This is a genomic window from Streptomyces beigongshangae (assembly GCF_019710745.1).
Taxonomy (GTDB): Bacteria; Actinomycetota; Actinomycetes; order Streptomycetales; family Streptomycetaceae; genus Streptomyces; species Streptomyces beigongshangae.
The window spans coordinates 1-23,193 of sequence record NZ_JAHKJW010000088.1 but is presented as its reverse complement, the minus strand read 5'-3'; the positions used below and the strand labels follow the sequence as shown (position 1 = coordinate 23,193).

At 68.9% G+C, this 23,193-nt stretch carries 21 protein-coding genes and 1 pseudogene; 15 read left to right on the top strand and 7 right to left on the bottom strand.

Annotated elements, in window-relative coordinates:
- The 6 genes and pseudogenes from KM933_RS36170 to KM933_RS36145 all read left to right on the top strand — a co-directional run.
- Positions 1-558, top strand: a 558-nt coding sequence (locus KM933_RS36170) for a hypothetical protein (protein WP_221360910.1), incomplete at its 5' end; no start/stop codon positions are given.
- Positions 559-755: 197 nt separating this feature from the next.
- Positions 756-1,175 (top strand): annotated as a pseudogene (locus KM933_RS36165) (bifunctional DNA primase/polymerase); the annotation flags it as partial.
- A 271-nt stretch (positions 1,176-1,446) separates the two neighbouring features.
- Complete coding sequence (locus KM933_RS36160) at positions 1,447-1,983, top strand: hypothetical protein (protein ID WP_221360908.1); 537 nt, start codon at positions 1,447-1,449, stop codon at positions 1,981-1,983.
- A gap of 1 nt (position 1,984) precedes the next feature.
- Entirely contained in the window at positions 1,985-2,641 is a 657-nt protein-coding gene (locus tag KM933_RS36155; protein ID WP_221360906.1) for a hypothetical protein, read from the top strand.
- Positions 2,638-3,279: a hypothetical protein gene (locus KM933_RS36150; protein ID WP_221360904.1), complete on the top strand. Its 642-nt coding sequence runs from the start codon at positions 2,638-2,640 to the stop codon at positions 3,277-3,279. Before KM933_RS36155 ends, KM933_RS36150 begins: the two co-directional genes overlap by 4 nt.
- A 307-nt stretch (positions 3,280-3,586) precedes the next feature.
- Positions 3,587-4,675, top strand: a complete 1,089-nt coding sequence (locus KM933_RS36145) for a hypothetical protein (protein WP_221360902.1) — start codon at positions 3,587-3,589, stop codon at positions 4,673-4,675.
- A gap of 1,097 nt (positions 4,676-5,772) precedes the next feature.
- Here KM933_RS36145 and KM933_RS36140 read toward each other — a convergent pair.
- Entirely contained in the window at positions 5,773-6,768 is a 996-nt protein-coding gene (locus tag KM933_RS36140) for a PIN domain-containing protein (RefSeq protein ID WP_221360900.1), read from the bottom strand.
- A 518-nt stretch (positions 6,769-7,286) separates the two neighbouring features.
- Here KM933_RS36140 and KM933_RS36135 point away from each other — a divergent pair.
- From KM933_RS36135 to KM933_RS36120, 4 genes are all read left to right on the top strand, one after another.
- Positions 7,287-7,535 carry a hypothetical protein gene (locus tag KM933_RS36135; protein ID WP_221360898.1) on the top strand — a complete coding sequence of 83 codons (249 nt, stop codon included), beginning with the start codon at positions 7,287-7,289 and terminating at the stop codon, positions 7,533-7,535.
- Between the two features lie 360 nt (positions 7,536-7,895).
- Positions 7,896-10,418 carry a DnaB-like helicase C-terminal domain-containing protein gene (locus KM933_RS36130; protein ID WP_308013660.1) on the top strand — a complete coding sequence of 841 codons (2,523 nt, stop codon included), beginning with the start codon at positions 7,896-7,898 and terminating at the stop codon, positions 10,416-10,418.
- Entirely contained in the window at positions 10,418-10,990 is a 573-nt protein-coding gene (locus KM933_RS36125; RefSeq protein WP_221360894.1) for a hypothetical protein, read from the top strand. Before KM933_RS36130 ends, KM933_RS36125 begins: the two co-directional genes overlap by 1 nt.
- Before the next feature lie 263 nt (positions 10,991-11,253).
- Entirely contained in the window at positions 11,254-11,622 is a 369-nt protein-coding gene (locus tag KM933_RS36120; protein ID WP_221360892.1) for a hypothetical protein, read from the top strand.
- A gap of 416 nt (positions 11,623-12,038) precedes the next feature.
- Here KM933_RS36120 and KM933_RS36115 read toward each other — a convergent pair whose 3' ends face one another.
- Complete coding sequence (locus KM933_RS36115) at positions 12,039-12,467, bottom strand: DUF6300 family protein (protein ID WP_221360890.1); 429 nt, start codon at positions 12,465-12,467, stop codon at positions 12,039-12,041.
- Between the two features lie 205 nt (positions 12,468-12,672).
- On the opposite strand from KM933_RS36115, the gene KM933_RS40025 reads away from it, so the two are divergent.
- Positions 12,673-13,389, top strand: coding sequence for a hypothetical protein (locus tag KM933_RS40025; protein WP_260334690.1), 717 nt, complete (start codon positions 12,673-12,675; stop codon positions 13,387-13,389).
- Positions 13,390-13,563: 174 nt separating this feature from the next.
- Here the strand turns inward: KM933_RS40025 and KM933_RS36105 are convergent, their stop codons facing one another.
- Entirely contained in the window at positions 13,564-14,286 is a 723-nt protein-coding gene (locus KM933_RS36105) for a hypothetical protein (protein WP_221360888.1), read from the bottom strand.
- Between the two features lie 371 nt (positions 14,287-14,657).
- Positions 14,658-15,725, bottom strand: a complete 1,068-nt coding sequence (locus KM933_RS40020; protein ID WP_260334689.1) for a tyrosine-type recombinase/integrase — start codon at positions 15,723-15,725, stop codon at positions 14,658-14,660.
- A 356-nt stretch (positions 15,726-16,081) separates the two neighbouring features.
- Between KM933_RS40020 and KM933_RS36090 the strand changes: the two genes are divergently transcribed.
- Positions 16,082-16,441 carry a hypothetical protein gene (locus tag KM933_RS36090; RefSeq protein ID WP_221360886.1) on the top strand — a complete coding sequence of 120 codons (360 nt, stop codon included), beginning with the start codon at positions 16,082-16,084 and terminating at the stop codon, positions 16,439-16,441.
- Between the two features lie 448 nt (positions 16,442-16,889).
- Here the strand turns inward: KM933_RS36090 and KM933_RS36085 are convergent, their stop codons facing one another.
- Entirely contained in the window at positions 16,890-20,108 is a 3,219-nt protein-coding gene (locus tag KM933_RS36085) for a Tn3 family transposase (protein WP_221360884.1), read from the bottom strand.
- 60 nt (positions 20,109-20,168) lie between these two features.
- Between KM933_RS36085 and KM933_RS36080 the strand changes: the two genes are divergently transcribed.
- From KM933_RS36080 to KM933_RS40800, 3 genes are all read left to right on the top strand, one after another.
- Positions 20,169-21,044, top strand: coding sequence for a recombinase family protein (locus KM933_RS36080; RefSeq protein WP_308013659.1), 876 nt, complete (start codon positions 20,169-20,171; stop codon positions 21,042-21,044).
- Positions 21,045-21,159: 115 nt separating this feature from the next.
- Positions 21,160-21,750 carry an HD domain-containing protein gene (locus KM933_RS36075; RefSeq protein WP_221360882.1) on the top strand — a complete coding sequence of 197 codons (591 nt, stop codon included), beginning with the start codon at positions 21,160-21,162 and terminating at the stop codon, positions 21,748-21,750.
- A 6-nt stretch (positions 21,751-21,756) separates the two neighbouring features.
- On the top strand, positions 21,757-22,155 hold the full coding sequence (locus KM933_RS40800) for a transposase (RefSeq protein ID WP_221360914.1): 399 nt from the start codon (positions 21,757-21,759) through the stop codon (positions 22,153-22,155).
- A 35-nt stretch (positions 22,156-22,190) separates the two neighbouring features.
- Here KM933_RS40800 and KM933_RS36065 read toward each other — a convergent pair whose 3' ends face one another.
- Both KM933_RS36065 and KM933_RS36060 read right to left on the bottom strand, forming a co-directional pair.
- Positions 22,191-22,664 (bottom strand): hypothetical protein, encoded by a 474-nt coding sequence (locus tag KM933_RS36065; RefSeq protein WP_308013658.1) that lies wholly within the window; start codon positions 22,662-22,664, stop codon positions 22,191-22,193.
- 183 nt (positions 22,665-22,847) lie between these two features.
- The gene (locus KM933_RS36060) at positions 22,848-23,117 is read right to left on the bottom strand and encodes a hypothetical protein (RefSeq protein WP_221360880.1); all 270 of its coding nucleotides are present in this window, start codon (positions 23,115-23,117) and stop codon (positions 22,848-22,850) included.
- Positions 23,118-23,193 lie beyond the last annotated feature (76 nt).

The following is a 23,193-nucleotide window of genomic DNA, read 5'->3' as shown; positions in this document are numbered from 1 at the left end:
CGTCGTTCCACCGATCTGTCCAACACGCGGCCAGCACCGTCAGGCTGGAAAAGGCTCGATGTCACCGTGACTCCTGACAGACTCCATCTGGCATCTGCATGTTCGGCAGCCCTGGGAGCTCTCGTCACCGCCGACGCCGTCGATATCGACACCTGTGCAGCTCTGGCTCATCTTCTTCGGGAAGAGGGCATTGAGGCAACGATGCACGACAGCCATCTGAGGAACGAAACCCAAAAGCACACCGACCACCGCAAGCTTCCCGGCACGGTTGATGAGCTGCCCAACGCGACGTTGGACGAGGTGCAGCGCAAACTTGGGGCTCTCAAAGTGGAGCTTTTCATCGTGTCGACCTGGCCATGGGACATGCAGGCCGAATACGTGCTGGGCCAGATCCTGGCCGAGCTGGACCGCGTGACCAGCGTATGGAGCACCTCCAGGCTTCCGAACTACCCGACCGAGTCCATGATCGCGACCAGTAGGCGGCATGCCGCGGAAAGCCTGGACCTGCACCATGTCAATCTTCTCGGACTCCTGGACCAACGCCAGGACGCTGGATAACCGAGGGTGCTTTACTCCAGACGGCGGGTTCGACCCACGTGCCGCAGCGCCTCGTTCACCGCTCCCTCGGACACATCAGCAAGCACACGTCGGACGACCTCCGGCAGTACCTCCCGATACAGTTCCCGGCCCATCTCCCCCCCCGCTCGCGCTAGACCTCGTCCGAACCGTCGGCGTCGGGCAGTGTCGTCCGGGCCGTCTCCACTAGGAGGTCGCGGGCCGACGACAACATCGGCGTCGGCTGCCGTGCCTCGCGTGTGGTCGGCCTGGACCTGGACGTCGCCGGTGACGGCCCGGCCGTGCTCGCCGCACTCGCTGCCCGGCTCGGCGAGCAGTGGCCGGACACCTTGACGGTGCAGACTCCGAGCGGGGGCCTGCACCTGTACTTCCGTGTCTCCGGCGACTGCACCATCCCCAGCGTCTCCCGGGGCCGGACGGCGCTCGGGCCGGGCATCGACGTCCGCGGTCCCGGCCAGCGCAGCGGCGGGTACCTCATCGGACCCGGATCCGCCGTGGACGGCACGCTCTACGTCATCACCCGCGACGTCCCGATCCTCCAGCTCCCGGACTGGATCGCGGACCGGCTCACCCGCTCCCGGGCGCACACAGCACCTTAGGGCCGCCTGAGTGGCACTGGCGCTCCGGCGGCCGCGACGCAGACGTGCCCCGGTTGTCAGCACCGCCAGGTACGGTAGATGTCCGTAGTAACGGCATGCCGCGAACCGCCGTTTCCGCTGTTGCCCCGCGCCCACGCCGCACCGGGGCAGCGCCGCCGGACAAGGACTGAGGTCGGGTCCCGCGCAGCACCACCCGAAGGATCCGTCTGTCCGGCTGCGCACATTCATGCGACGTCCGGCGGGGAGCGTGGGGTCCCGCTTGGAGACGACCGTGACCAAATCAGGCAGCGACTACCTCAAGCGCCAGGCCCGGGAGATCGCCAGCTCCACCGGCCGCCGGTTCCCCGACGTCCTCGCCGAGCTGCGCCGCGGACCCCGTACGGCGGCCTGGCAGCCTTCCAAGGAACTCGTCCTCGTGTGTAACGGGATGGCTCACCCGATCGACGGCGGCCGATGCGCCCGCGCGGCCGGTCACTATCACGTCGACGGCTGGAGTGGGTGCAGCTGGGGGCCCAACGATGCCGTGCTCGTCTGGGCCGGCTACTACGAGGCGCAGGCGCAGGCACGGCGGGATCAGGAAGACGCTCGCCGCGCCGCGCTCACCCCGCAGGAACGGGCCGACGAGGATGCCGAGTCGGAGGCCGCCTACTGGGAGGAGATGGCCGAGGAGGCCCGGGAGCCGTACGACCCGTACGACGACAAATACCAGGAACTGGTCTGGGAAGCGCAGGACGAAGCGCGCCGGGAGGCCGAGGCTGACCACGGCGACGCCGGGGACCCGTACGTCGACTCGTACCTGGAGGCGTGACGTGACCACCACTGCCCTCAAGTCGTACGGCCCCCTGCAGTTCCCTGACCGCGCCGGTCTGGCGCTGTGGCAGTTCACCCGCGCGCAGCGCCTCGGGCTCATCCCCGGCTACGACGTGGCCGCCGGCCGGTGGTCGGCCGCCGTCTTCGACGACGCCGTCGCCCGCATCGACACCATCCGGCAGGCCGTCGGCACCATGCCCGACGTCGGCGCCACCCGCGCGGAGGAACACCTCGCCGACCGCTTCTCGATCACCGTCCACGCCGGTACGGCGGCCGAACTCGCCCGCCGCGGGCACCTGCCCGTCGTCGGGGAGTATCGGGACCGCCCGCTCTACTGCGGGCTGGCCCTGGAGACCTTCCGCGACCGCCGCAAAGTCGAACGTGCCTCGGCCTCGGGCCGACTCCACATGCGTGACGCTGCCGCCGAGATCCTCGGCGTGCGGGAGAGCGACTTCGACCACCTCGTACGGGCTGGGCTGCTCACCCACTGCGAGATCGTCGAGGGCCGGCACCACACCCAGGTCCGCCTCTACCGGCAGGCCGATCTGGACCGGCTCACCCGAAGCCGCCGCATCGACTGGTCGGCTGTTCATACGACTCCCAGGGGACATCGGTCCCCGCTCGCCTCGCTCCCCACCAGGTCGGCCAGCCGGTGACCGTACCTTGCGTCCACAGCGCCTGCTGCCCGCACGGCGACGAAGAACTCCCGCTGCCCCACCAGCGTCGCTACGCCTTCCCGCACCCGTCCAACACGGGATCGCGAACCAGCAGCAGTCCTCCGGGGAAGGACGCGCGGACAACGACAAGGCTCGACGACGTCCTGGAGACGCTCTCGCTGGAGGACCGGCTGGAGTTGGTCCGCAGAGTACGGGTGGGCTCCCTGACGCTGGACGTGGGCGACCGAGTGGAGGCTCGACGTCAGCTGCGGGGCTCGTACCCGGACGACGGTCTGGAGGCGGAGGAGGGACCGGGAGCGGAGCCGGCGGACTACTGCGTCCCCTACTGGGTGCCGGCCGGAACGCTCGGCCGGGTGACGCTGGTTCGGACGTACGTAACCCCCTTTCCCTACCGGATCCTCTTCGACAGCGACATCGAACTGAACCTCGCCGAAGGCGGCATCGTCCGTGTCACCGAGCAGCCGCCCGAGAACGAGCGGGAACAGGACGAAGCGCTCTGGACCATCCCGTCCGAGGGGATGTTCACCCTCTACTGCTCACGATGGATCGACCGCGTCAGCCGGCCCTGTCCGCAACGCAGCCATCACCGCGGCCCGTGCGGGCTGCCGCCGAGGTGACGATGGCGGCCCCGAGGCTCACGCAACCTGACCGCCCGCAACCTTGGCGGTCGCCTCCCGCACCCGTCCGCGGACCGGTACGCTGCTGGCAGCGGCCGACGCATCGGCCCAAGCCCGCACCCCGGCCCATGACCGGGGCGCACCACGGCAAAGGTGCCCGCGGCCCCTCACGCGAGGGATCCGGTCTGTGCAGCATCAGTGCGAGGTGTACATCAACTCCCGGCCGTCACACAGCCGTTGAGCCGTCCGCATGCTGCTCTTCATCGCGCATCGGATCATGGGACCGGAGCGCGGAAATGAGAGCCGCATGACCAAGAGCCACGGCCGCAAGAGGCGGGCGAGGAACACCAGCCGCAACCGGGGCGCCGCCTACGCCGCCGCCAACGCCGGCACCCTCCACCAGCACGACAGCGGCCCCTCCAACACGGACCTGCAGCCGGCCGACCCCAGCGGGTGGGGCGTCGAGACCACGCCGGACATGCGGACCGCGTCCGCGCTGATCGGCGCATGCATCGAGCGATGCGTCCTGTGCCAGCAGGCCCTTGCCGTGAAGCTCCTCGATGAGGACCCGATCGTCCTCGCGGTGACCGCCGGGTCCGTCTACACCCTGCACGCCGCCACCGAGCCGGATGCGGGAAGCCTCGCCTCCGCCGCCAGCCAGAGGTTCTTCCGCCTCGTCCAGCAGTCTCGCGCCCACGGCGGCGACGGCCGGATGATGCTGACCGGGGTCGAGATGATGAACCGTGCCGACCGCTCGGCGCTCCTGGAGGACGCGCTGGACCTGTGGACGTTCTACGGACACAAGCACCCCAGCCTCATGCGTGGCCAGGACACCGGCCCGCAGGACGCGCCGCACTTCACCTTCACCGTCGCGGGCAGCGATCCCGGAGAAGCCGACCCCGGCACGGTGCTCGATCTCTCCGGCCTCGCTCACCCTGCCGAGTACGGCGTCCGCGCCGACATGACACTGACCGGGTCCGGCCGCGTCGCCTCCCTCGGGCTGTTCCCGCACCCCGAGACCCCCGAAGCCGGATACGACGACTTGCGCGAGCGCCTGGCCTGGGAGCCCTACCTTCCCGAGGCTCTGCCCGAGGAAAATCCGGCGTGGGTACTGAAGGTCGACAGCGTGAGCGGCGCTCTGCTCGGCATCGTCCGGCTGCTGGACGCCACCCTCCTGCCCGACCGGCCTCCCTCGGAATGGCGCCCCGATGCGTACGACGTCATCCTGTGGACCGCCCCGGAGCTGAAGCCGGTGTCTGCCGCATGGCTGGAGACGGCCCGCCAGAGGGGATCGGCCCTGTTGTACGGGCCGCTCGACCTGACCGGTGCGACACCCTCTGACCTCTCGCGCCTGCTCGTCGTGCACGCGCACTGCGAGTTCACCGACCGGCTGTGACCAGGCCCCTCCGAGGAGAACCGGATCACGTGACCGTGATGGGAGAAGGCACGATGGCGAAGAGATTCGAGAACGCCAGCCTGGTGCTGGGGCCGGCCGCCGACCGCTCGGCGGCGCTGTGCCGGTTCGCCGGTCGGCCCGGCGCTGAGCAGAACACGACCACCCTCGCCGTGNGTCGGCCCGGCGCTGAGCAGAACACGACCACCCTCGCCGTGGTCGACGCGGCCCTGGACTTCACCGAGCGCCTTGAGGGTGTGGACGACGTCCGGGAGTTGCGGGGGCTGTGGAAGGCAGCCCACGTGTGGGGCCACCCGGCGGACCCTGATGAGCTGCCCTGGCTGAGCAAGGCGAACACGGCGGTGGCGGGTCACCTGCAGAAACTGGTGGAGCGGTTGGCACCGGAGCAGCTGCGGGAGGTGGGGATCGCGTTGTCGGTGAACCACGACATGGTCGCTCTGGCACTGGAACTCGTGGAGGAGGCGACGGCCGGAAGCCGTGAGTTCCAGGTGAGGTCGATGGCGGAGTTCGAGGCTGAGAACCGGCTGAACGAAGACCGAATTGGCGACGCCGTGGACGTCCTGCTACTGGAAACCCCCGGAGCGTGGCCGCCGCCGCAGCGTGCCGCACTGACGCTGGCCCTGGTGTGGGACCTGGCTGATCTGATCGCGTACGCGGCAGAGTTGTCGGCGGTGAATGTGCTCCCCACCCCTCTGCTGTGGCAGGCCTCCGGAGTCGACCAGCTCTGTGCCAGCGCGCGAGTTCCGGTGCCGGGAACCGACGTGCTGGTGTGGGCCAAGGTCGACTCCATGCCGTTCGACGGGCGCCCGTTGTGGAGCCAGGCCGGGGCCATCGAACTGTGGGGATGGTCCCTTGACTGGCAACGCGAGGACGGCACCCCCGTGCTCTACAAGGGGGGCCGTGCGCCGAGTGCGGCCGCCGCCCGCTGGCACGCCCAAGGGGCAACGCAGAAACTGCTCGCCGACCCATACGGGGCAAAGAGCCTCGTGACGGGCGATCCGCTGATCGTTCCGCGCTGAACAGGAGGCCTGCCACCAGTAGCCGAGACGTGCCCGCCGACGTGGTGTCGGTGGGCACGGTTATGCCCAGGGCGGGGCGGTGATCTGCATGTTGGCCCTGCCGAGTTGCCATTTCCCGGGGGCGGGTTGGTGGAAGGCGGGGAAGCGGTGCAGGAGGCGGCCCAGTCCGTCCATCTGTCGGCGGTGCGGGCGCTGTGCGGCGGCGGGAAGGGCTGAGAGGATGTCGGTGCGCGTCATCGGCGTGGGCTCGCGGGCAAGCAGCCGGGCGACGAGGGAGAGCACGTCGTCTCCGGGGACGCCTCGTTCGGCCTTCATCCAAGTCGCCGTGTGCAGTTCGTGCCGGGCGAACGGCTCGGCGAGAAACTGCACGACCTCCATGCCGGCCTTGGAGAGTGTTGCGCGGGCCCGGGGGAGTCGGGCGCGATTGCGGTACACGTAGATACCGGCGGCGACCGACAGGGCGCCGGTGGCCATCGGGTAGGCACGTGCCAGTCGTGCGGTCTCGACCAGGGAGCGTCCGGACAGCTCCATCGCGGCGGTGCTGCCCCGCACCGCATGCTCGGCCGCGCCGATCTTCCCGAGCACGGCCCGCAGGGCGGGCCAGTCCCGGACGGCGACGTCATGGCGGATCAGATCGCGGTCGGCGGCGAGGAGAACAACAGGGGCGAGAACTCCGGCGAGCTGGAGGATGCCGACGTCGCTGAGGTCTTCCTGGGCGAGCTTGTCGGCGGCCTCCGTCAGGGGCAGTCCGTTCACATCCACGACGTGCAGCAGCGGTACGTACTGCCCCCACCACAGCCGCTCCGCCTTCACGAGGTCGAAGTCGCCGCCCTCGTGTCTGCGGTCGGCGAGTACGCGCGGGACCTCGGCCCATACGTAGTGGGGGATGAAGCCGCGCAGCGTCCCGTAGCGCATCCCGGCCAGGATCGAGGACGGCTTGCCCCGCTTCAGCGCGGCGGTGATGTCCGAGGTGAGCACCGAGGTGTCGAACACCCCGAGCCGGAAGCCGCCGTTGGGATCGAGGGGACGCGTGCGGGCGTAGGCGCTGCTGTACATGGCAGGAGCGTAGGCCCGTGCTCGGAGGACGGCGCACGGATTATCTGCTCGCTCTTCTTACCCGCGCCGGTTGAGAGTGATTCGGGAGTCGGTTCCGGTGGCGGTGGCGGACCGGTAGGCTACTGGGCAGCGGCCGACGCATCGGCCCAAGCCAGTGCCCTGGCCCATGACCGGGGCGCATCACGGCAGAGGTGCCCGCGGGCCCCGTACGACGGGGTCCGGACCGTGAGCATCAGTGCGAGGCGTTCATCAACTCCGAACAGCCGCACAGCTGTTGAAGCCTTCCGCATGCTGCTCTTCGTCGCGCATCGGGTCATGGGGCCGGGCGCGGGAAAAGCGAGAGCCGTATGACCAAGAGCCACGGCCGCAAGAGCCGGGCGAGAAACAGGAGCCGCACTCGGGGCGCGGCGTACACCGCGGCCAACGCCGGCACCCTTCACCACCATGACAGCGGCCCCTCCCACGAGGACCTGCGGCCGGCTGACCCTAGCCGGTGGGGGGTCGAGACGGCACCGGACATGAGGACGGCGTCCGCGCTCATCGGCGCGCGCATCGAGCAGTGCGCCCCGTGCCTGGAGTCCCTCACGGCGAAGCTCCTCGACGAGGCCCCGATCGTCCTCGCGGTGACGGCCGAAACGGAGTCCTCCGACGCGGCGAAGGACCTCGCCGGTGAGCTCCACGGCCAGCTGAGCACGGCCTACTCCGCCATCGGTCACGTCGCGTACAAGGAGCAGCCTGCAAAGCAGCAGTCGCCGACGGGGAGCTGAGCCCGCCGGTTCGGCGGGTGTGATCGTCTGCGGACAAGTGCAAAGCGGAGGCCGGGACCGGTGGTGTCCCGGCTTTCCTGCTGTCCGCTCCTGATCGGCTACGGCACCCCGACCCGCCAGCCCACACACCGCGACACGCCCTCTCGTCTCCGCCCTCCATGCCTACGGGGTGGAATATGCACCGGATGAGCCCGGCCTCGGCATATGGCGCCAACAGGACCCAGAGGTGCACATTTTCTATGCTTGAGATAGTGGATTGTGTCACTATCGATGGTGAATTAACGCTAAGATAGTGGTGAATTGGGGAAGGTGAGGATGAGGCAGCCATCTGGGAATGACGGCACTGCGGCGGTCAGGAACGTGTCTGAGGCCCGCGGGGAACTGCACGCCCTGGTGCGGCTGGCCGAGGGCCCGAACGCCACCACTACCGTGATCGACAACCGGGGTGTGCGCGCCCTGCTGGCCCCCCTGGACCGCTTCCCGGCCGCCCGGCGCCCGCACGACAACGATCTGCCCGTCCACTCCCTGGGCTCCGCGCAGAAGGAACTCGGCGATCTGATCACCGCGGCCGCCCAGGGCCGGCCCCAGGTGCTGAAGCGTCACACGACGCCGGTCGCCGTCCTGTTGTCCCTCGACGCCTCGCCCCGCCCGGCCCCGTCCCATCCCGTCGCGCAGGACGCGGCAACCGCAGGAGGTGCGGTGAACAGCCAGCCCACTCCCAGCCGCGAGCCCGGACGCCGGCTCGCCACCCTGGGCGACGCCATCGGCGACGTGCTCGCCTCGGCCACGGTGCCCGGCCTGTCCTTCGGCCTGGCCACCCTCGACGAAGCCACCGGCGGCCTGCACCCGGGCCGCCTGGTCCTGGTCGCCGCCGAACCACAGGTCGGCGGCAGCCTGATCGGGCTGGCCGCAGCCCGCCACACCGCCCTCGAACGCGGCGGCCGCGTCCTGTACGCGGCCTCGGGCCCCAACAGCGCCGACATCACCCGCCGCATCATCGCCGCCGAAGCCGGCGGCGACTACGCCCGCCTCAAAAGCGGGACCCTCACCCCGCACGAGCAAGACGTCGTCGAACGCCTGCGCCACGCACCCCTGCTCATCGACGACGGCGCCGACCTGACCGCCGAGGCCATCGCCGAGACCGCGCCGCTGGCCGACGATCTCGCGCTGGTCGTGGTGGACCGGCTGCAGCGCGCCCGCAACCCGCGCCTGCCCCTGTCCGGGGAGCAGCTGCCCGCTGCCAGCCAGGTCCTGCGCGAACTCGCCCACACCCAGAACGTGCCGGTCCTGGCGGTCGTGGACACCGGCGATGCGGCCGTGGTGAACCTGCTGGACGCGGACGTCGTCCTGACCCTCACCACCGCCGCCGACACGACCCTGACCACGGTGACGGTCACCGAACGCGACCTGGGCGTCATCGGCCGCGCCAGCCTGCGCCCCGACCTCGCGCGCGCCCGCTTCCTCGATGCCGCCCCCGCAGCACCGGCCGACCGTCCCACCCCTGGCGGCGGCGAGGCGGTGGGCCGCGACATCGACCGTGAACTGGCCGCCGCCGCCCTGCCCTTCACCTCCCGCGCCGTACAGGGCCTGCCCGCCGAGGCGACCCGCCTGCTCGCCGCCCTGCGCACCGCGCTCACCGACAGCCACACGAAAGACCTCGACGACCTGCGCGAACCCCTACGCGCCCTGGCCGATGCGGGACTACGGTTCCCCGACCACACCGAAGGCCGGCGCCTCGCCGCCGCGCTGCGCCCCTACGGCACGCCCGAGTCCACGGCCGCCGACATCACCGGAAGTGCCGGTCAAGCCACTGCTGCCGGTGCCCCTGTCCACGCCTCGGCGGACAGCGGACAGGCTCAGGAAGACGTGGCGGAGGATGAGGAAGACGGCGAGGACGGTCTGAAGCCGGGGGATGAAGAGGATGAACCCGAGGGGCACGTCTTCCCGGCCCTGAAGATCCTCAAGGACGCGGTCGGCCGCTCGAAGATGCACCCGGTCCCGGTCATCCGCAAGGAGGAGCGGGACAGCGGCCCGTGGCCGCTGATCAGCGAGCACATGGACGGCGAGCCCCGCTGGGTCCACCCCGACGCCACCGCCACCCGCGTGCCGCACATCCGGGCGAACGGGAAGCGCGTCCGCCGCGACCAGTTCGAGGTGCCCGACTCCTTCGGCGAGGGCATGCTGTGCCTGATCGACCGCAACGGCAGCTTCCCCTCCGCCTGTTCGGCCGTTCCCCTCGCCCCGAACAAGCTGCTGCACACCGGCCCGCTCGACGCATACGACAAGGCCGGGGCCGGCATCTATCTCATCGACATCCCGGAGTGGAACCGCGCCGACATGCCCCACCCGCTGGGGCGGATCATCGACCGGCCCGACGAGGACGGCCGCGTGTGGGTCACCACCCCCCACATCAAGCAGCTGGTGAAGCTCGCACGAGACAACCACCTCGCCGCGATGCCGACCATCCACGACTCCTGGACGGGCAAGGCCAACGAGTCACTGTTCAAGCCCTTCTACGAGGCCACCCGCAAGGCACGCACCGAGCTCGTCCAGGTCGGCGGCGCCCCCTACAAGGATTACAAGACCCGGCTGTCCATCGCACTGCGCCTGCTGTGGCCCAAGCGCCCCTCCCAGCGGTCCCCATTCTGGCGGCCGGACTGGCGCATGAGCATGGTCGCCGAGGCGTCCGTCCGGCACTGGAGCGTGGCCTTCAGGGCCGTCCAGCAAGGCCACCAGCTCCTCGCACTGCGCAACGTCGACGCGGCCGTCTTCTGGGCGCCCGACGGCACCGCGCCCGCCACGTACCGGATCGGGACCGGCTTCGGCGAAGTGAAGGCCAAGTTCGTTAAGCCCGGCGAGATCATCCCCGAAGGTGACGACTGATGGCCGGCCCCACAGGCCGCGGCGACTCCCTGGGCGCCGCCCTCAACAACCTCCTGCGCGCCCAGGTCACCCCCCGCCACCGGCTCTCCACCTACCACGCCAAACACTGGCACGCACAGCTCTCCCAGCTCACCGGCACCCAGCGGGGCTACCAGGCCCTGGACGAGGCGGGACTCGACGTGACGGCCAAGACCTTGCTCAACTGGCTGTCCGACCCCGAGTACAACATCCGCCGCAGCTACCGCGACCTCATCCACACTGCCTACGAGAACGTGGCCATCGTCCCCGCCGACCCGCTCCCCGACCACATCACGCGGGGCCAGTACGAGATCAGCGGCGTCGTCAGGACCGGCGACGACGAACGGACACGCGGCACCCGGGACGCCGCGCCTCTGCGGATCGACGGCAGCCGGGGCCACTGGGACGAGATCGAAGAGCTCTGGCTCGCCGGCGAGCTCACCGGCGACGAGTTCGAAGACCACTTCGTCGACGACGTCATCGTCGAGGACATCGGCGAAGGCACCGACGGCTGGGAGTTCCCCGGCGCCTCGTACACCGTTGAAGTCCGGTAGCAGCCCGTACGAAGCAGTCGAACCGCCCGGCGCAGCAGGGGAATCCACGTCATGGGCCACCACCCACAGCGGCGGCCGTTGTCTCTCCCTTCTGGGCCCAGCACCCCGCCGCGATCACGTTCACCGCGGGCGGGCACACGGCGGCGTTCCCAGCAATCGCCTGCCCCACTGCAGCAGCCGACCGGCGCCCGTAGCCCAGCAGCCATCCAGGGAAGCAGGCAACGGCTACCACCAGCAAGGCCCGAACCGAGGGAGAGAACGCAGTGGCGAACGAAGAGGCGCAGCGCCGGGAGACGCTCACCCGGCAGCGCGCGCAGTGGGAGACCGAGACGGCCCTGCACGCCGTGATGTCGGCCCCCGAGGTTCAGCGCCTCAGACAAGAGATCGACGAGCTGGAAGCCTCCATGGCGCGAGAGCTCCGCCCCATGCTCCGGCGTTTACAGGAGCGGTACGACCGAGCGGTCGAAGAGGCCGACCTCGACGTTCTGATCCGATCGTGTCCGGGCAAGCATGGCAGGTGGGGGAGGATCTGCGTGCTGGATGTCGGGCACGAAGCGCAGTACCCGCACCTGGGGACCAACTCCGAAGGGCAGCCCGTGGCATGGGTGGGGACCACTCCGGACGATGACTGACCTGCCGGACCGGCAAACGCGACGTACGACGCCACGGCGGATCAACGGCCGAAATCGATGTTCCCGCGTGGGCATTACCACACCCACCGACGGACCCCCATCGTCCTGTCCATGGTGGGCGAGCGCACCAGGCCGAGGAGGGCCAGCAGGATCGCGCGGCGTGTGCGGTTGTGGCTGGTGCCAATCTGGGCTGCCGCGTACTGGGCGGGCCGGATCATCAGGGACCTCGTGTCCCCGAGGTGCTGACGGCTGTCCCGGCTCCCGAGAGATGAGCCGGGACAGCCGTCTCCTACGCGGTGCGGCCCCTTGCCGTGGCCACGGCCGGGGCCCGCTGGCGTACGGCAACGATGGCACGGCTCACGCCGACAACGCCGTGCTGCTAGCCGCGGGGCTCGAAGACGTCTCCGACGTCGCGTTCAGCCTCGTCCACGCGGAGTGAGGCCGGGCGGGGTAGGTGGACTGGAGGGCGTCTCGGGTTCCTGGGCGCGCGCCCAGCCGTGGGCGTGCATGGTCTCGGTCTCCCAGTCCTCGAACAACTGGGGGAGCGCCTTCGGGTCGCGGTCGGCATCGCGGTACCAGCGGATGAAGGAACGGGCAGCGGGGCGGTGCACGTCGCAGGCCGGGCAGAGTTCCATCCACACACGGGTCATGAGGGGGCCATGCCAGTGCAGAAGGAGTTCGCCTCCACACCGTGAACAGGGCCGGGCTGGCTGATCCTCCTCACGATCGGAGGGGTGTAGGCGGGCTAGTTCTTCGTCGCTGACGTTGTCCAGACTGCCGTCGAGGTTGCCGATACGGCAGAAGTCGCCGTCGGGGCGTACGAGGTATCGCCAGGTGAAGGACATGCGGTCCCCTTCCCGTGGAGCAAGGCGCGAGACTTACCGTCTGTCCGATTCGTGACCTGCGTCAAGAGGTGAGACGCATGTGCACAAGAGATCCGGTGTCGTACTTCGACGTCGGGTGCTGCACGCGGGCTCTCGCCGACGGTGAGAGCCCGCTGTTTCCCGGCGGGTGCCGACCGCACAGAACTACGCTGGCACGGTGACCCTCTTGGCTCCCCAGATTGCCCAGCTGCCCGTCGATCCGTCGTTGATCAGTCTCGTCTACCACCACGAACATCCTGTCCAGGCGTACGAGTTCGAGAACACGCTGGAGGTGTGGGAGGTGTCCGCCCGGATCGATGCGGACGTCCTGGCGGAGGAGCTGGCCGCCTACAGCGACATGGATCAGGAGGCGCTGGACGCGGTCCAGGACGTCACGGTGGGCCGCATGTCGTTCGTGCGGGTGCGGATGTTCGGCCCGGACCATCCATGGGAGGCGATGGACTCCTACACCGGGGACGTCTCCCGCATCGGCGAGGTGGTGCTGGACGTCGCTGACGGCCGGTGGGAGCCGGCCTTCGAGACCGCGCTCGCGCACCCCGTCGGCGACCTGCTCGTCATGGACCGGGTCATCTTGGAACCACCGTGGCGCGGGCTGGGCCTGGGCGCGGTACTGGCAGGTGCCGCCATCCGCCGCCTCTCGCAGGATTGTGTCGCAGTGGCGTGCGAGCCCGGATCTGCCGACGGCCGCGAATTGACCGATGCCCAGCATCGCGAAGCCGCCGCCAAACTGAGCCGCGTATGGGAGCGGATCGGCTTCGAACCCTTCCAGGCCGGCGTGCACATCCTGGACTGCCACCTGCAACGGCCTCAGGACCTTCTCGCCGAACGCCAGGAGGAGTTCAACGCACTATGCCGCGCCTGGCGGGAACATCACCGACCGTAGGGCTCACGATTCACGCCCGGCACGTCAGCACCGGTCGTTCAGATCTGTTGCGACAGGCTGGCGCCGTCCGAATACGGCGCCCGCCCTCCGACGCCGGATGCGCCGGCGCGTTCTGCGTCGTGGCTGGCTCCGCCATTGGAGTCGGCGACGACGTGTTTCAAGCGCACCAGGGGGTCAGCCGAGCGAGGCCTCGGACGTGAGCGGCGTACCGCGCATCGGCGATGGCCACGACGTCGGGGGTGGGCCGAATGCGCGACGAGCGGCCCACACGTGCAGAGCGGCGAGAGCAGCGTTGGCGCCCCCACCAATCACGGCACCGAAACCCAGCGGTGCTACTTGGCTGAGCACGACGATCCCTTCCTTGGTCCCGTACTTCGTGACGAAGTTCGGTCCCATGACGCCGTTGATCTGATGCACCGTGGCGACAGACACCCTGGCGACCGCCTGACGTCCCCAGTGTCGTCCGGTACGTGCAGCGACCCTGGGAATGGTGGCCGAGCCGATCCCGTCGAGCACGATTCCCCCCACGGTCATTCGCAGGAGCTCGTCCTCGTCGTCGGGGACTCCGTGGACTTCAGCGATCGAGAGCGCGAAGAGGGTGCTCAGCTGAAGGGACGAGAGAGCCTCGCCGGCCGAGACGGATCCCGTACTGAGACCGGGCGTGGCCGCAGCTGCTCCCGTTACGGCGCCTCTCCCGGCAAAGGCCCTGACGTACTTCCGCTCCAGGTCGCGGATGACCTGTGCTGGTGTCGCCTGCGGGTTCCGCCGACGGGCCCGGGCGATGTTCTTCTGCGCCGGTCGGCGCTGGGCATCGATTGCCTGATTCAGGCGGTCGAGGAGTTGTTGCCCACGTGGGGCTGCTGCCGAAACCGGTCCGTCGAGGGCACGTGCTGCCATGCCTTGAACTCCCTAGATCGTCACATCCCGACTGAGTGTCCCACCTCAATCAGTCGAGCGGTTCTCGCGCCAGACGGACCAGGTCGTCAACCACAACTAGGGATGCAGTACGGGCGGTTACGCAGCGCTCAGCACAGCTTCTGCCGCTGTTGGGAAGATGCCACAAACGCACCCTCTCACCTGCAAGTTCCAGTTCGCTGATGGATAGGGGATTGTCGCTCACGGGCGGGGCTGCGCCGGTTGTGGGCGGCTTCGATGGGTGGTGTGCTTGGCCGCGCGGTCGGCGCCGGCCAGCACTCCCCGTTGGGGTCTGACCGAGATACGCGTCAAAGGGGCAACGGGATGATCTTGAAGCCCTGATGCGCTCGGATCTATGTGCGGCGACGTGCAGCGGGGTCGCGTTCGGCGACGTGCCGGGCGACCGAGTCGACGCCGGGCCGTGCGTATCGCTCCAGGGAGCGGACGGAGGCGTGGCGGGAGCGGGCCAGCAGCATCGGGGTGGAGGTGCCGTCTTCCGCGTCGTGCGTGAGGGCGCTGTGTCGTAGCCGGTGGAGCGTCCAGCCGTCCAGGTCCTCGATGTCGTCGGGTGAGGCGAGGGGGTTGGCCAGCAGCCGGGTGTTCTCCTCGAAGATCTCCTCAGCGCGGCGGTAGGAGAGCCGAGCCCGGCCGGTCTCCGGACACACGTCGAGCGTCGGTGTTCCGGCCGGGGCCTTGCGGTCGGTGAGGAACAGCGGACCGCGGGTGCGGCGGGCGATGAGGCGGGGCAGGAGCTGGGCGGTGCCGGACTGCCAGTGAATCCACTCGGTCGCCCCACCCTTGGCGGTGATCCTGCCCCGCTTGTCCTGCGGGTACAGGTCTTCCACGTTGAGGCACAGCACCTCGTCGGCCCGTGCGGCGGACTCGTAGAGCATCTTCCACTGCGTCTTCTCCCGCAGGGCGACGTCGAGGCGCCACAGGGCAGCGATCTGGTTCTCCGCGAGAGCCTTGGTGCGGTCCGGCGGTGCCGGCCGCCGCTCGATGCCGATCGTCGGATCGCCGTCGATCCAGCCCTGGCGCTGCCACCAGCCGATCGCCTTGCGGGCGATGGACAGTTCCCGGTTGACGGTGTCGGCGTCCATCTCGTCCGCCCGCGCTGCCGCCAGTTCGGCCAGCACCTCGGGCAGCGCCGGGGCGTCGATCGAGGCGATGGGGAAGACGGGCGGCTTCGCGCCGCGGCGGGCGGGGCCGGTCGGCGCCGGTTCGCCGGTGAGCATCCACCCCCAGGTCGTCAGGGAGATCCGGTAGATACGCGCGGAGGACTTCGCGATGCCCGCGCCGGTGAGGTAGCGCTCGACCGCCGCGGTGTACGACGCGGGAGGGGCGGACATGGGCACGACGCGGGCGCGCGGCAACCGCAACGCGCCCCCGCTCCCGAGTTCGGTCGCCGGTTCGATCGTCATGCCCGCTCCGCCCTCCCGGTGCTGCCGCAGTAAATGCGTACACCTCGCCCCGGCGGCCGGAATGCCCCGCCGCAGGTCGCGATGATCACGGTAGGGGCTCCGTCGCAGTAAATCCGGCATTTACTGCGACAGTTCTGTCCGGGACGCGATCCGGACAAGGCCCGGACCAGCCCGGACAGTTGCCGACTGTCCGGGACAGCCGACTCTCGTTGCTTCGCCTATCGATGGTCAGCAGTCTGTGTGGTGCCTGGCTGGCCCAACGGTCGCCATGGCACAGCCCGCTGCGTCGATAAATCACTCTCAACACAGCGGGGTGACCCTGAAGGACAACCGGACCACTGCGAAAGCAGGCATACATGCGTAAGATGCGCAATACAGTCTCAGTTCTCGCTGCCTCGGCCGCTGTGCTGACGGGCACCGCCACCAGCGCCATCGCGACCGACAACCCCAACACCAGCCGCGCGGCGGCGGCATCGTGCACCGTGTCCGGCGCGTTCTGCGCCACCAGCGATAGTGGCGGCAGCCTCGTCCTGTACTGCGGGATGTCCGCGGGCATGCCTTGGAGCGGAGGCGGATACTGGAACAACCGCCTTCCCAACAACGGCAAGGTCAAGATGTTCGGCTCAAGCGGCACCGTGATCTACACGACGCCGGCTAACTACGGTCCCGTCAGGGGCAACTGGAATCCCGTCTACAGCCTCCGCGCCGACTGCTGAGGCCCCGGCTCACTACCGCCCCCGTCCGCGATTCAGCAGGCGGGGGCTTCACCGTGTTCAAAGAGAGAGGCCAACTTCCTGCAGGAACTCCTCGACAAACTGGGAGAGCCTGCCCTGCCCTCCAGCTCCAGAAACTCCCGAGTGGCTCCCTGTCGGTGCGCGCGTCGTCATTCTGGTGGTGTCCATGCTGATCGTCTGGAGCACCTGCTACGCCTCCGGCTAGATCATCACCCACGAGGACCTCGCCGGCGCCACCGCCAAGACCGTCCACGGCGGCTCCCACCTCGCCGGCCTTGCCCTGGCCTTCGGCCTGATGGTCGCGGTGCGGCGCTACACCGCACCCACCTGCGTCTGACACTGCACCACGAAAAGCGGCGCCCGAAGCCACATGGCTTCGGGCGCCGCTTCGGCTGTACGGCCCATGCCCGCATAGAAGACTCGCGGTCGGTCAAGCGGCCTGGCCGAGGCCGGCTGTCAGATCCTGCTCGCGCAGCGGTGCGAAGTCGACGTCGAGTTTGGGGTCGTACGCGTCGGGCTGGATGCCGAGTTCATGGGTGCTGTACTCGCCGAACCGGTTGATGTGTTCGGTCAGGTACGGGGAGATGTGCGCCAGGTCTTCCGGGTCGATCTCCCATCCCTCCTCCAGAAGCTGCCGCACGATCTCCGCGATGTCCAGGGCGTTGTGGAAGATGACCGCGTTCGTGAGCAGCGCGTTGAACTTCATCGCTTTCTCCTGCTCGATGGGGTCGTTGTCGGCGATGACGCCGCGGTTGCCGAAGCCGATCCATTGGGAGAACCGGTTGAACGACTCGACCTTGTTGGTCGCCGCGGTCACCCGTCGGCGCAGCGGCGCGTCGGTGAGGTAGCGCAGCAGCTGCACGGTGCGGATCACGCGGCCGACCTCGCGGAAGGCCGCGTAGGTGGCGTTCTTCCTCGACCCCGACCGCAGCCGCTTGAGCAGCGTGGAGGAGGAGATGGTGCCCTCGCGTACGGAGACGGCCACGCGCATCAGGTGGCGGAACTGGGACTCGATCAGGTCGAAGTCGATGACGTTCTTGCCCGGCTCGCCGAACAGGGCGTCGATGTGCACGTACTCCGTCTGCTTGGAGGGCCGGTAGAAGGTCAGTTCCTTCCAGTTCCTGATCCTGGGCATCAGGTCGAAGCCCAGCAGGTGGGCGAGCGCAAAGACAGGGAAGCTCTGGCCTTGGGTATCCGCGTGCACGGTGGTCGGCTGCACGTCGCTGGTGTTCTTCAGCAGGCCCTCGATGATGTAGACGGCCTCCCACACCCCGCACGGGATGAAGTGCGTGAACAGTGCGATGTAGGTGTCCGAGACGTGGTGGTAGGCGATGCCGCCCGGCTTGCCGTACCGGACGCTCGTCTCGGAGAGCAGGTTGTCGAGATAGGTGTCCATGTGGGTGCCGTCCGCCGCGACGGCGGTCCCGTCGCCCCACGCCTGCGAGATGTCGAGGCGGGCGTGTGCGTTCACCAGGTCGGCGACCGCCTCGTTCAGCAGCACGATCGAGAAGTGCTTGTTGGCGACGTACGACAGCTCGTGCCTGCTCACGCCGGGGATGTGCCGGGCGGCCTCGTAGGGGCCCATGTTGGTGCCCTTGACGAACGTGACGATCACGTAGCGGCCCAAGGGGTCGGTGAGCTTGGGCTCGTTGCCGGACGGGGGGCCGAAACGGCGCCACCACTCGACCCAGTACGCGGTCCGGGCCACGATCCCCATCAGGGAACGTTCCGGCATCCTCTCCTTGATCTCCTGTTCCAGCCGCTTCGCCGAGGGCCGCTGACCGTCCGCCCTGAACGCCTTCAGTGACGGGATGCCCGTCTCCGGATCGATGACCAGGCCGTCGTTCTCCGGGTACCCGGCGTCGGCCGCCGCGGCGGCGCCTCGCAGCTTGTCCTCCAGCTGTCGGCGGAAGAACTTCGCGTTGAACTCGGCGCTCTCGCCCGGCTCGGCGAGGCCGACCTCCACCAGGTAGGACCCCAGCGTCTCCTGGACGACCTCCCAGGCCAGCAGCTGCTCGGACCAGTCGGCGTACTCTTCCGAGCCGACCACCGCGACGTCGCCGGTGCGCAGTTCCTCGGCGAGCGCGGTGAAGACCATCGCCTCGAAGTGCTTGCGGACGAACTGCCCGGTCCGGGTTTTGTCGACCACCGCCTTGCGCCAGTTCTGGGTGGCGAAGGAGATGTCGACCTCCTTGCCCTCCTCGTTGAAGGCGGTGATGTACTCGCCGCGGGCCGCCTGGTGCCGCTGGGCGTGTGCAAGGGCGTCCAGCACCCGGCTGTCCTCGCTGGTCGCGGTGAACGTCAGCTTGTCGTTGTCGGCCAGGTCGAACATCACCGCCCGGTCTCGGCCGATCTGCCCGTACAGCAGCACTTCCCAGAAATTGCCGTGGTGGGCGGAGACCTTCTCGATCTGCTCGTACTGCTTCGCGAATCCGCCGAAGCCGTCCACCGCGCGGGTGACCGCGCCGAACCCGCCTGCCTGCACCACCTGGGCCTTCACCAGGGCGAGGACCGCCGGGGAGACCCTGCCCTCCAGCCGCGTCGCGACCTCGTCCACCGACGCCTCCTCGTCCAGACCCTCCAGGGCCTGGCGGACTTCGGCGGTCATGGCTGCGGCTTTCGTGAGAGCCTCCTGGGCCGGGCCGCCCTCGTCGATGTGCTTGAGCACGGTGCGGTAGTTCCCGATCAGGGACTCGCCGATCTCCCGCTCGGCGAGCCGGATCTCTTCCAGCTCCGCCTTGGCCTTCTTGATCTTCGTCGCCACGCGCTTGCAGAACATCGTCGCCAGGTCGTCCCGCACCCGCATCCTCGCCTTGTGCGTCAGGGCGGCGACCAGCGCGATGCGTTTGACGGGGACGAAGTCCCGCAGCTCCGCCGCGTCCGCCGCGTCCGCCTCTCCGGCGAAGCCGGTGACCTTCCCCGCGGCGACTCCGTCCATCCACACGTCGGTGTCGCCGAGTTCGTCCAGCCATTCCAGACGCTTGGTCAGGTTCTTGAAGTGCGACCAGGTCGGGCCCTTGGCAGGCTTCTTCAGCCGGTTGAACAGCGTCGTCCCGTCGCTGTCACGGTCCTCCAGCAGCCGCATGAGCCCCGCCCGCTGAGCAGCGCTCATCCGGTCGTGGATACCCGCGCAGATCGAGGCGTTCACCTCGGTGCGGATCTTCGAGGCCATCTTGTCGAAGGTCGAGAACCCCGGCAGCTCCAGCCCAGCCTCCACCACCTTCTCCAGCGCGATGTTGATCAGATCCGCCGGGCGGTTCTTCGCCGCGGCCTCCTTGCGGATCGACTGCTCGACGATCCCCCGGGCCTTGGCCTGGTCGTACCTCACGCCAGCCTGCTTGCGGACCAGGCCCCGGTGGTGCTTGGCGGTCCGCTCCGCCCGGTACACCGGCAGCGTGCCCTCCGGCAGCTCCACCGCCCGCCGGACGAAGTCCACCACCATTTCCGGGACGTCCTCCAACGCCGGGAAACACCCCATACGCCGGTGCGACTTCAGCATCAGCAGCAGGGCCAGCAGATGCTCATCGCAGTCCGTGGCATCGGCCGCCCACTCCAGCTCATCGCGGCTCGGGGAAAAGAACAGATGCAGCTCATGCGCGGTGATCAGCCGCTTGAACCGCGGATACGCAGTCCGTTCAATCGATGTCACAACCCACCCCAGGCCCCAGACGACGCTCAACATCACCACCAACGACACTGAGCCGAATGGGTGACGGCCGACGGGCGCTCAGGGCTCCAAGATCATCCCGTTGCCCCTTCGACGCGTATCTCGGTCACACCCCGTCTCCACCCGCTCCAGCGCCCGAAGTTCCGCGAGCTGCTGACGTACGCGCGGCCGGGCGACGCCGTGCACATCTCCGAGATGTTCCGCCTCGTGCGCGGCAACCAGCACATCCTCGACGTGCTCGACGTACTGCACCGCAACCGTCTCGCGCTGCGCATCCACGACGGCGCGTTCTCCGCGATGGACCTCACCGCCCGCCACCCGCGCACCGGAGAACTGCTGTCCACCGTGAAGTTCATGGTGCAGACCCTCGCCGCCGCCGGCGAACTCCAGCGCGACCTTCAGCGCGAGCTGACGTACGACGGACTGCGCGCCGCCGAGGCCAAGGGCAGCAAGGGCGGCCGGCGCCCCGCCGTCGCGGCCGCGCAGACCGCCGCCGTACGCACGGCGTACCTGGAAGGCCGCTCCATCGCCGCCCTCGCCCGCGACCACCGGGTCAGCCGCGGCGCGATCCGAACCGCCGTCGCCGACCTGCTTCCCGACCACGCCGCCGTCGAGGAGGACGCGCCCGCCCCGGAGCTGCCGGTCACCCTCGACATGCCGGGCAAGGTCGCCGACTACCTCCACACCACCGAGCTGGAGCCCGCCGAGCGCGCCGCGCTCGACCAGGGAGTCACCGTACGGCGCGGCCAGGGCTACACCCTGCGCGTCACCACCGTCCCCGCCGTGCACCGTCAGCTCCTCGACCGCTGCCAACCGCTCGACGGAACCCAGGGCACCCCGGCCGTCCCTGCCCAGCGCAAGGCCCGCCGCGAGTACGAGAACCGCGTCAGCGCCCTGGAGCCCGGACCCCAACGCTGAAGGCCCATCAATGCCACACCCTGGTCGTTACACAGGGCTACACGCCACCTGACCATAGCTATACGAGAACAGGGCCGACACAAAAGGACGCAGTGGCCAGTACCCTGACGCGGTGATGACCGACACCGTCTTGTTGTCGAGGGCCATGAGTGGCACCGTCGACCCAGCTCTGCTGCCGCTCCCGGATCGCGTCGCGGAGCTTATGTCCGAGTTGGAGTGCCCGCCGCGACTGGCGGCCCACCTGCGAGCCGTCCACGATGTCGCACACCAGCTGGTCGACTGGATCGAGCGGCACTGTCCCGCCTTGTACTTCGACCGCGAGGCGGTGCTCTTCGGGGCCGCGACACACGACATCGGGAAGTCGGTGCACGTTTCCGAGCTTTCCGAGCCCGGCGCGGCGCACGAGGAGGCGGGACGGACTCTTCTGCTCGGCCGCGGCGTCAGCTCGGAGCTCGCTCGCTTCGCCGCGACACATGCATCGTGGACGGAGCCGAGTGTCGGTCTGGAAGATCTCATGGTGAGCCTCGCCGACAAGATCTGGAAGAACAAGCGCATTCCAGACCTGGAAGATCTCATCGTGGCTCGGCTTGCCGAGGCAACCGGCCAGGCGGCCTGGGAGGAGTTCATGGCGCTCGACGAAGTCCTCTCCCGCATCGGCGAAGAGGCCGACGAGCGGCTGGCGTTCCAGGCATCCTTCCCAATCTGAGCGAAGCTGGCGGCACACTGTGACGATCACCCCGGAGGCCCCCGGCCACACGCCGAGCGTCCCGCCGAAGCCCCAGCTTCCCGATCTCGCCGCAGCCCGCGAACTCGGATCACCCTTCGCCCACAAGCGGAGTATGAAGCGATTCAGCAGGCACGAACCCAGGAGGACACTCAGGAGGGGAAAGAGCAGTACGCACACCGGGCTGGTGTCGAAGGCACCATCTCCCAAGGTGTTCGAGCCTTCGGTCTGCGGGAATGCCGGTATCACGGCCTGTCCAAGACGCGGCTACAGCATCAGCTCACCGCGGCCGCGATGAACTTCCACCGCCTCAACGCATGGTGGACCGACACCCCAAGAGCCTGCACTCGCACGTCGCATCTGGCAACCCTCCGGCCTGCCCGGTAGAACGCGGCAGGACCGCGTCCAACGCGGGCCGGCCATCAGTCCCATGAGTTGAAGAGTGTTGCGCCAAGGGTTTCCGGCCGCCAGTACTTGATCTGGTGCCACTCCGTCTCAGACAGAGCAGAGGTGTCCGACTCCGCCAGCGGCGACAGGAGCTGTGCTGCGCTCAAGACGACAAAGCCGACGTCGGTGAGGACGGTGGCCCAAATGGGAGGTTCCTGGAACTCATCGGTGTACCAGTAGCGCCGGTCTCCGACGAAGGCGATCAGCGGGTAGTGAGCGTGGAACAGCGCGATGTGTGTGCCGTCCCAATCACTGATCGTGGCGCTGTGGAAGTTCTGCGGGTACTCCTGTTCCGTGAAGTCCTCGACCTGTCCGCCCGCAGCCCGCGCTGCGGCATACCAGGCGGCACGGCATGTTCTGGGATCGGCACTCGGCAGGGGCGGGTCACCCCGGTCGCGGAACCCGGTTACGCCCAGCTCCAAGCGGAAGACGACCTGCGAGTCCTCCACGTTCACCCCTTCGCGCAGCCGTTCAGCTTTGATGGCACAAACCTAGTGATCACCAACCTCCGTTGGCACAAGACATTCGCCAACGGTGTCTCGCAACTGCCGGGGTCAGGTCGCTGCGCATCGTAACCAGCGCCGTACCCACTCGTCGCCACCCGGCGGCTACGCGTATCCGCGCGGCGTTTGTCACCAGGCGCCGCGGGGCCGATCGGCACCGAGCTGCACCTCGCGCCGGCACTCCGGCAGACCCTCCACCCGGCGCGGCCTGTCGCCCTTCGCCCAGCTGAACCCGCACAGCGCCGTGTTCGAGTAGTGCTGGACCTGGTCATCGTCGGAGGCGTGTGAGCCGTAGCCCGGCACCCTCCAAGTGAACGTCGCCTCCCCGTCGTACGGACCGCCCTCGGGCCAGTCGTAGACCGACTCGGTGGTCGTGCAGCGCATCCGCAGATTCGGCATCGGTCCTCGTTCGGTCGGTGGTCAGCGGCCACTGCACGGTCGGCGGCCCGGACGACGTCGTGGTCGTCCCTGTGCG

Bases quoted from the DNA above. Each gene is read 5' to 3' on its own strand.
- KM933_RS36145 (WP_221360902.1), top strand. From the start codon at position 3,587: ATGACCAAGAGCCACGGCCGCAAGAGGCGGGCGAGGAACACCAGCCGC.
- KM933_RS36140 (WP_221360900.1), bottom strand. From the start codon at position 6,768: ATGTACAGCAGCGCCTACGCCCGCACGCGTCCCCTCGATCCCAACGGC.
- KM933_RS36135 (WP_221360898.1), top strand. From the start codon at position 7,287: ATGAGGACGGCGTCCGCGCTCATCGGCGCGCGCATCGAGCAGTGCGCC.
- KM933_RS36125 (WP_221360894.1), top strand. From the start codon at position 10,418: ATGGCCGGCCCCACAGGCCGCGGCGACTCCCTGGGCGCCGCCCTCAAC.
- KM933_RS36115 (WP_221360890.1), bottom strand. From the start codon at position 12,467: ATGTCCTTCACCTGGCGATACCTCGTACGCCCCGACGGCGACTTCTGC.
- KM933_RS36105 (WP_221360888.1), bottom strand. From the start codon at position 14,286: ATGGCAGCACGTGCCCTCGACGGACCGGTTTCGGCAGCAGCCCCACGT.
- KM933_RS40020 (WP_260334689.1), bottom strand. From the start codon at position 15,725: ATGACGATCGAACCGGCGACCGAACTCGGGAGCGGGGGCGCGTTGCGG.
- KM933_RS36090 (WP_221360886.1), top strand. From the start codon at position 16,082: ATGCGTAAGATGCGCAATACAGTCTCAGTTCTCGCTGCCTCGGCCGCT.
- KM933_RS36075 (WP_221360882.1), top strand. From the start codon at position 21,160: ATGACCGACACCGTCTTGTTGTCGAGGGCCATGAGTGGCACCGTCGAC.
- KM933_RS36060 (WP_221360880.1), bottom strand. From the start codon at position 23,117: ATGCCGAATCTGCGGATGCGCTGCACGACCACCGAGTCGGTCTACGAC.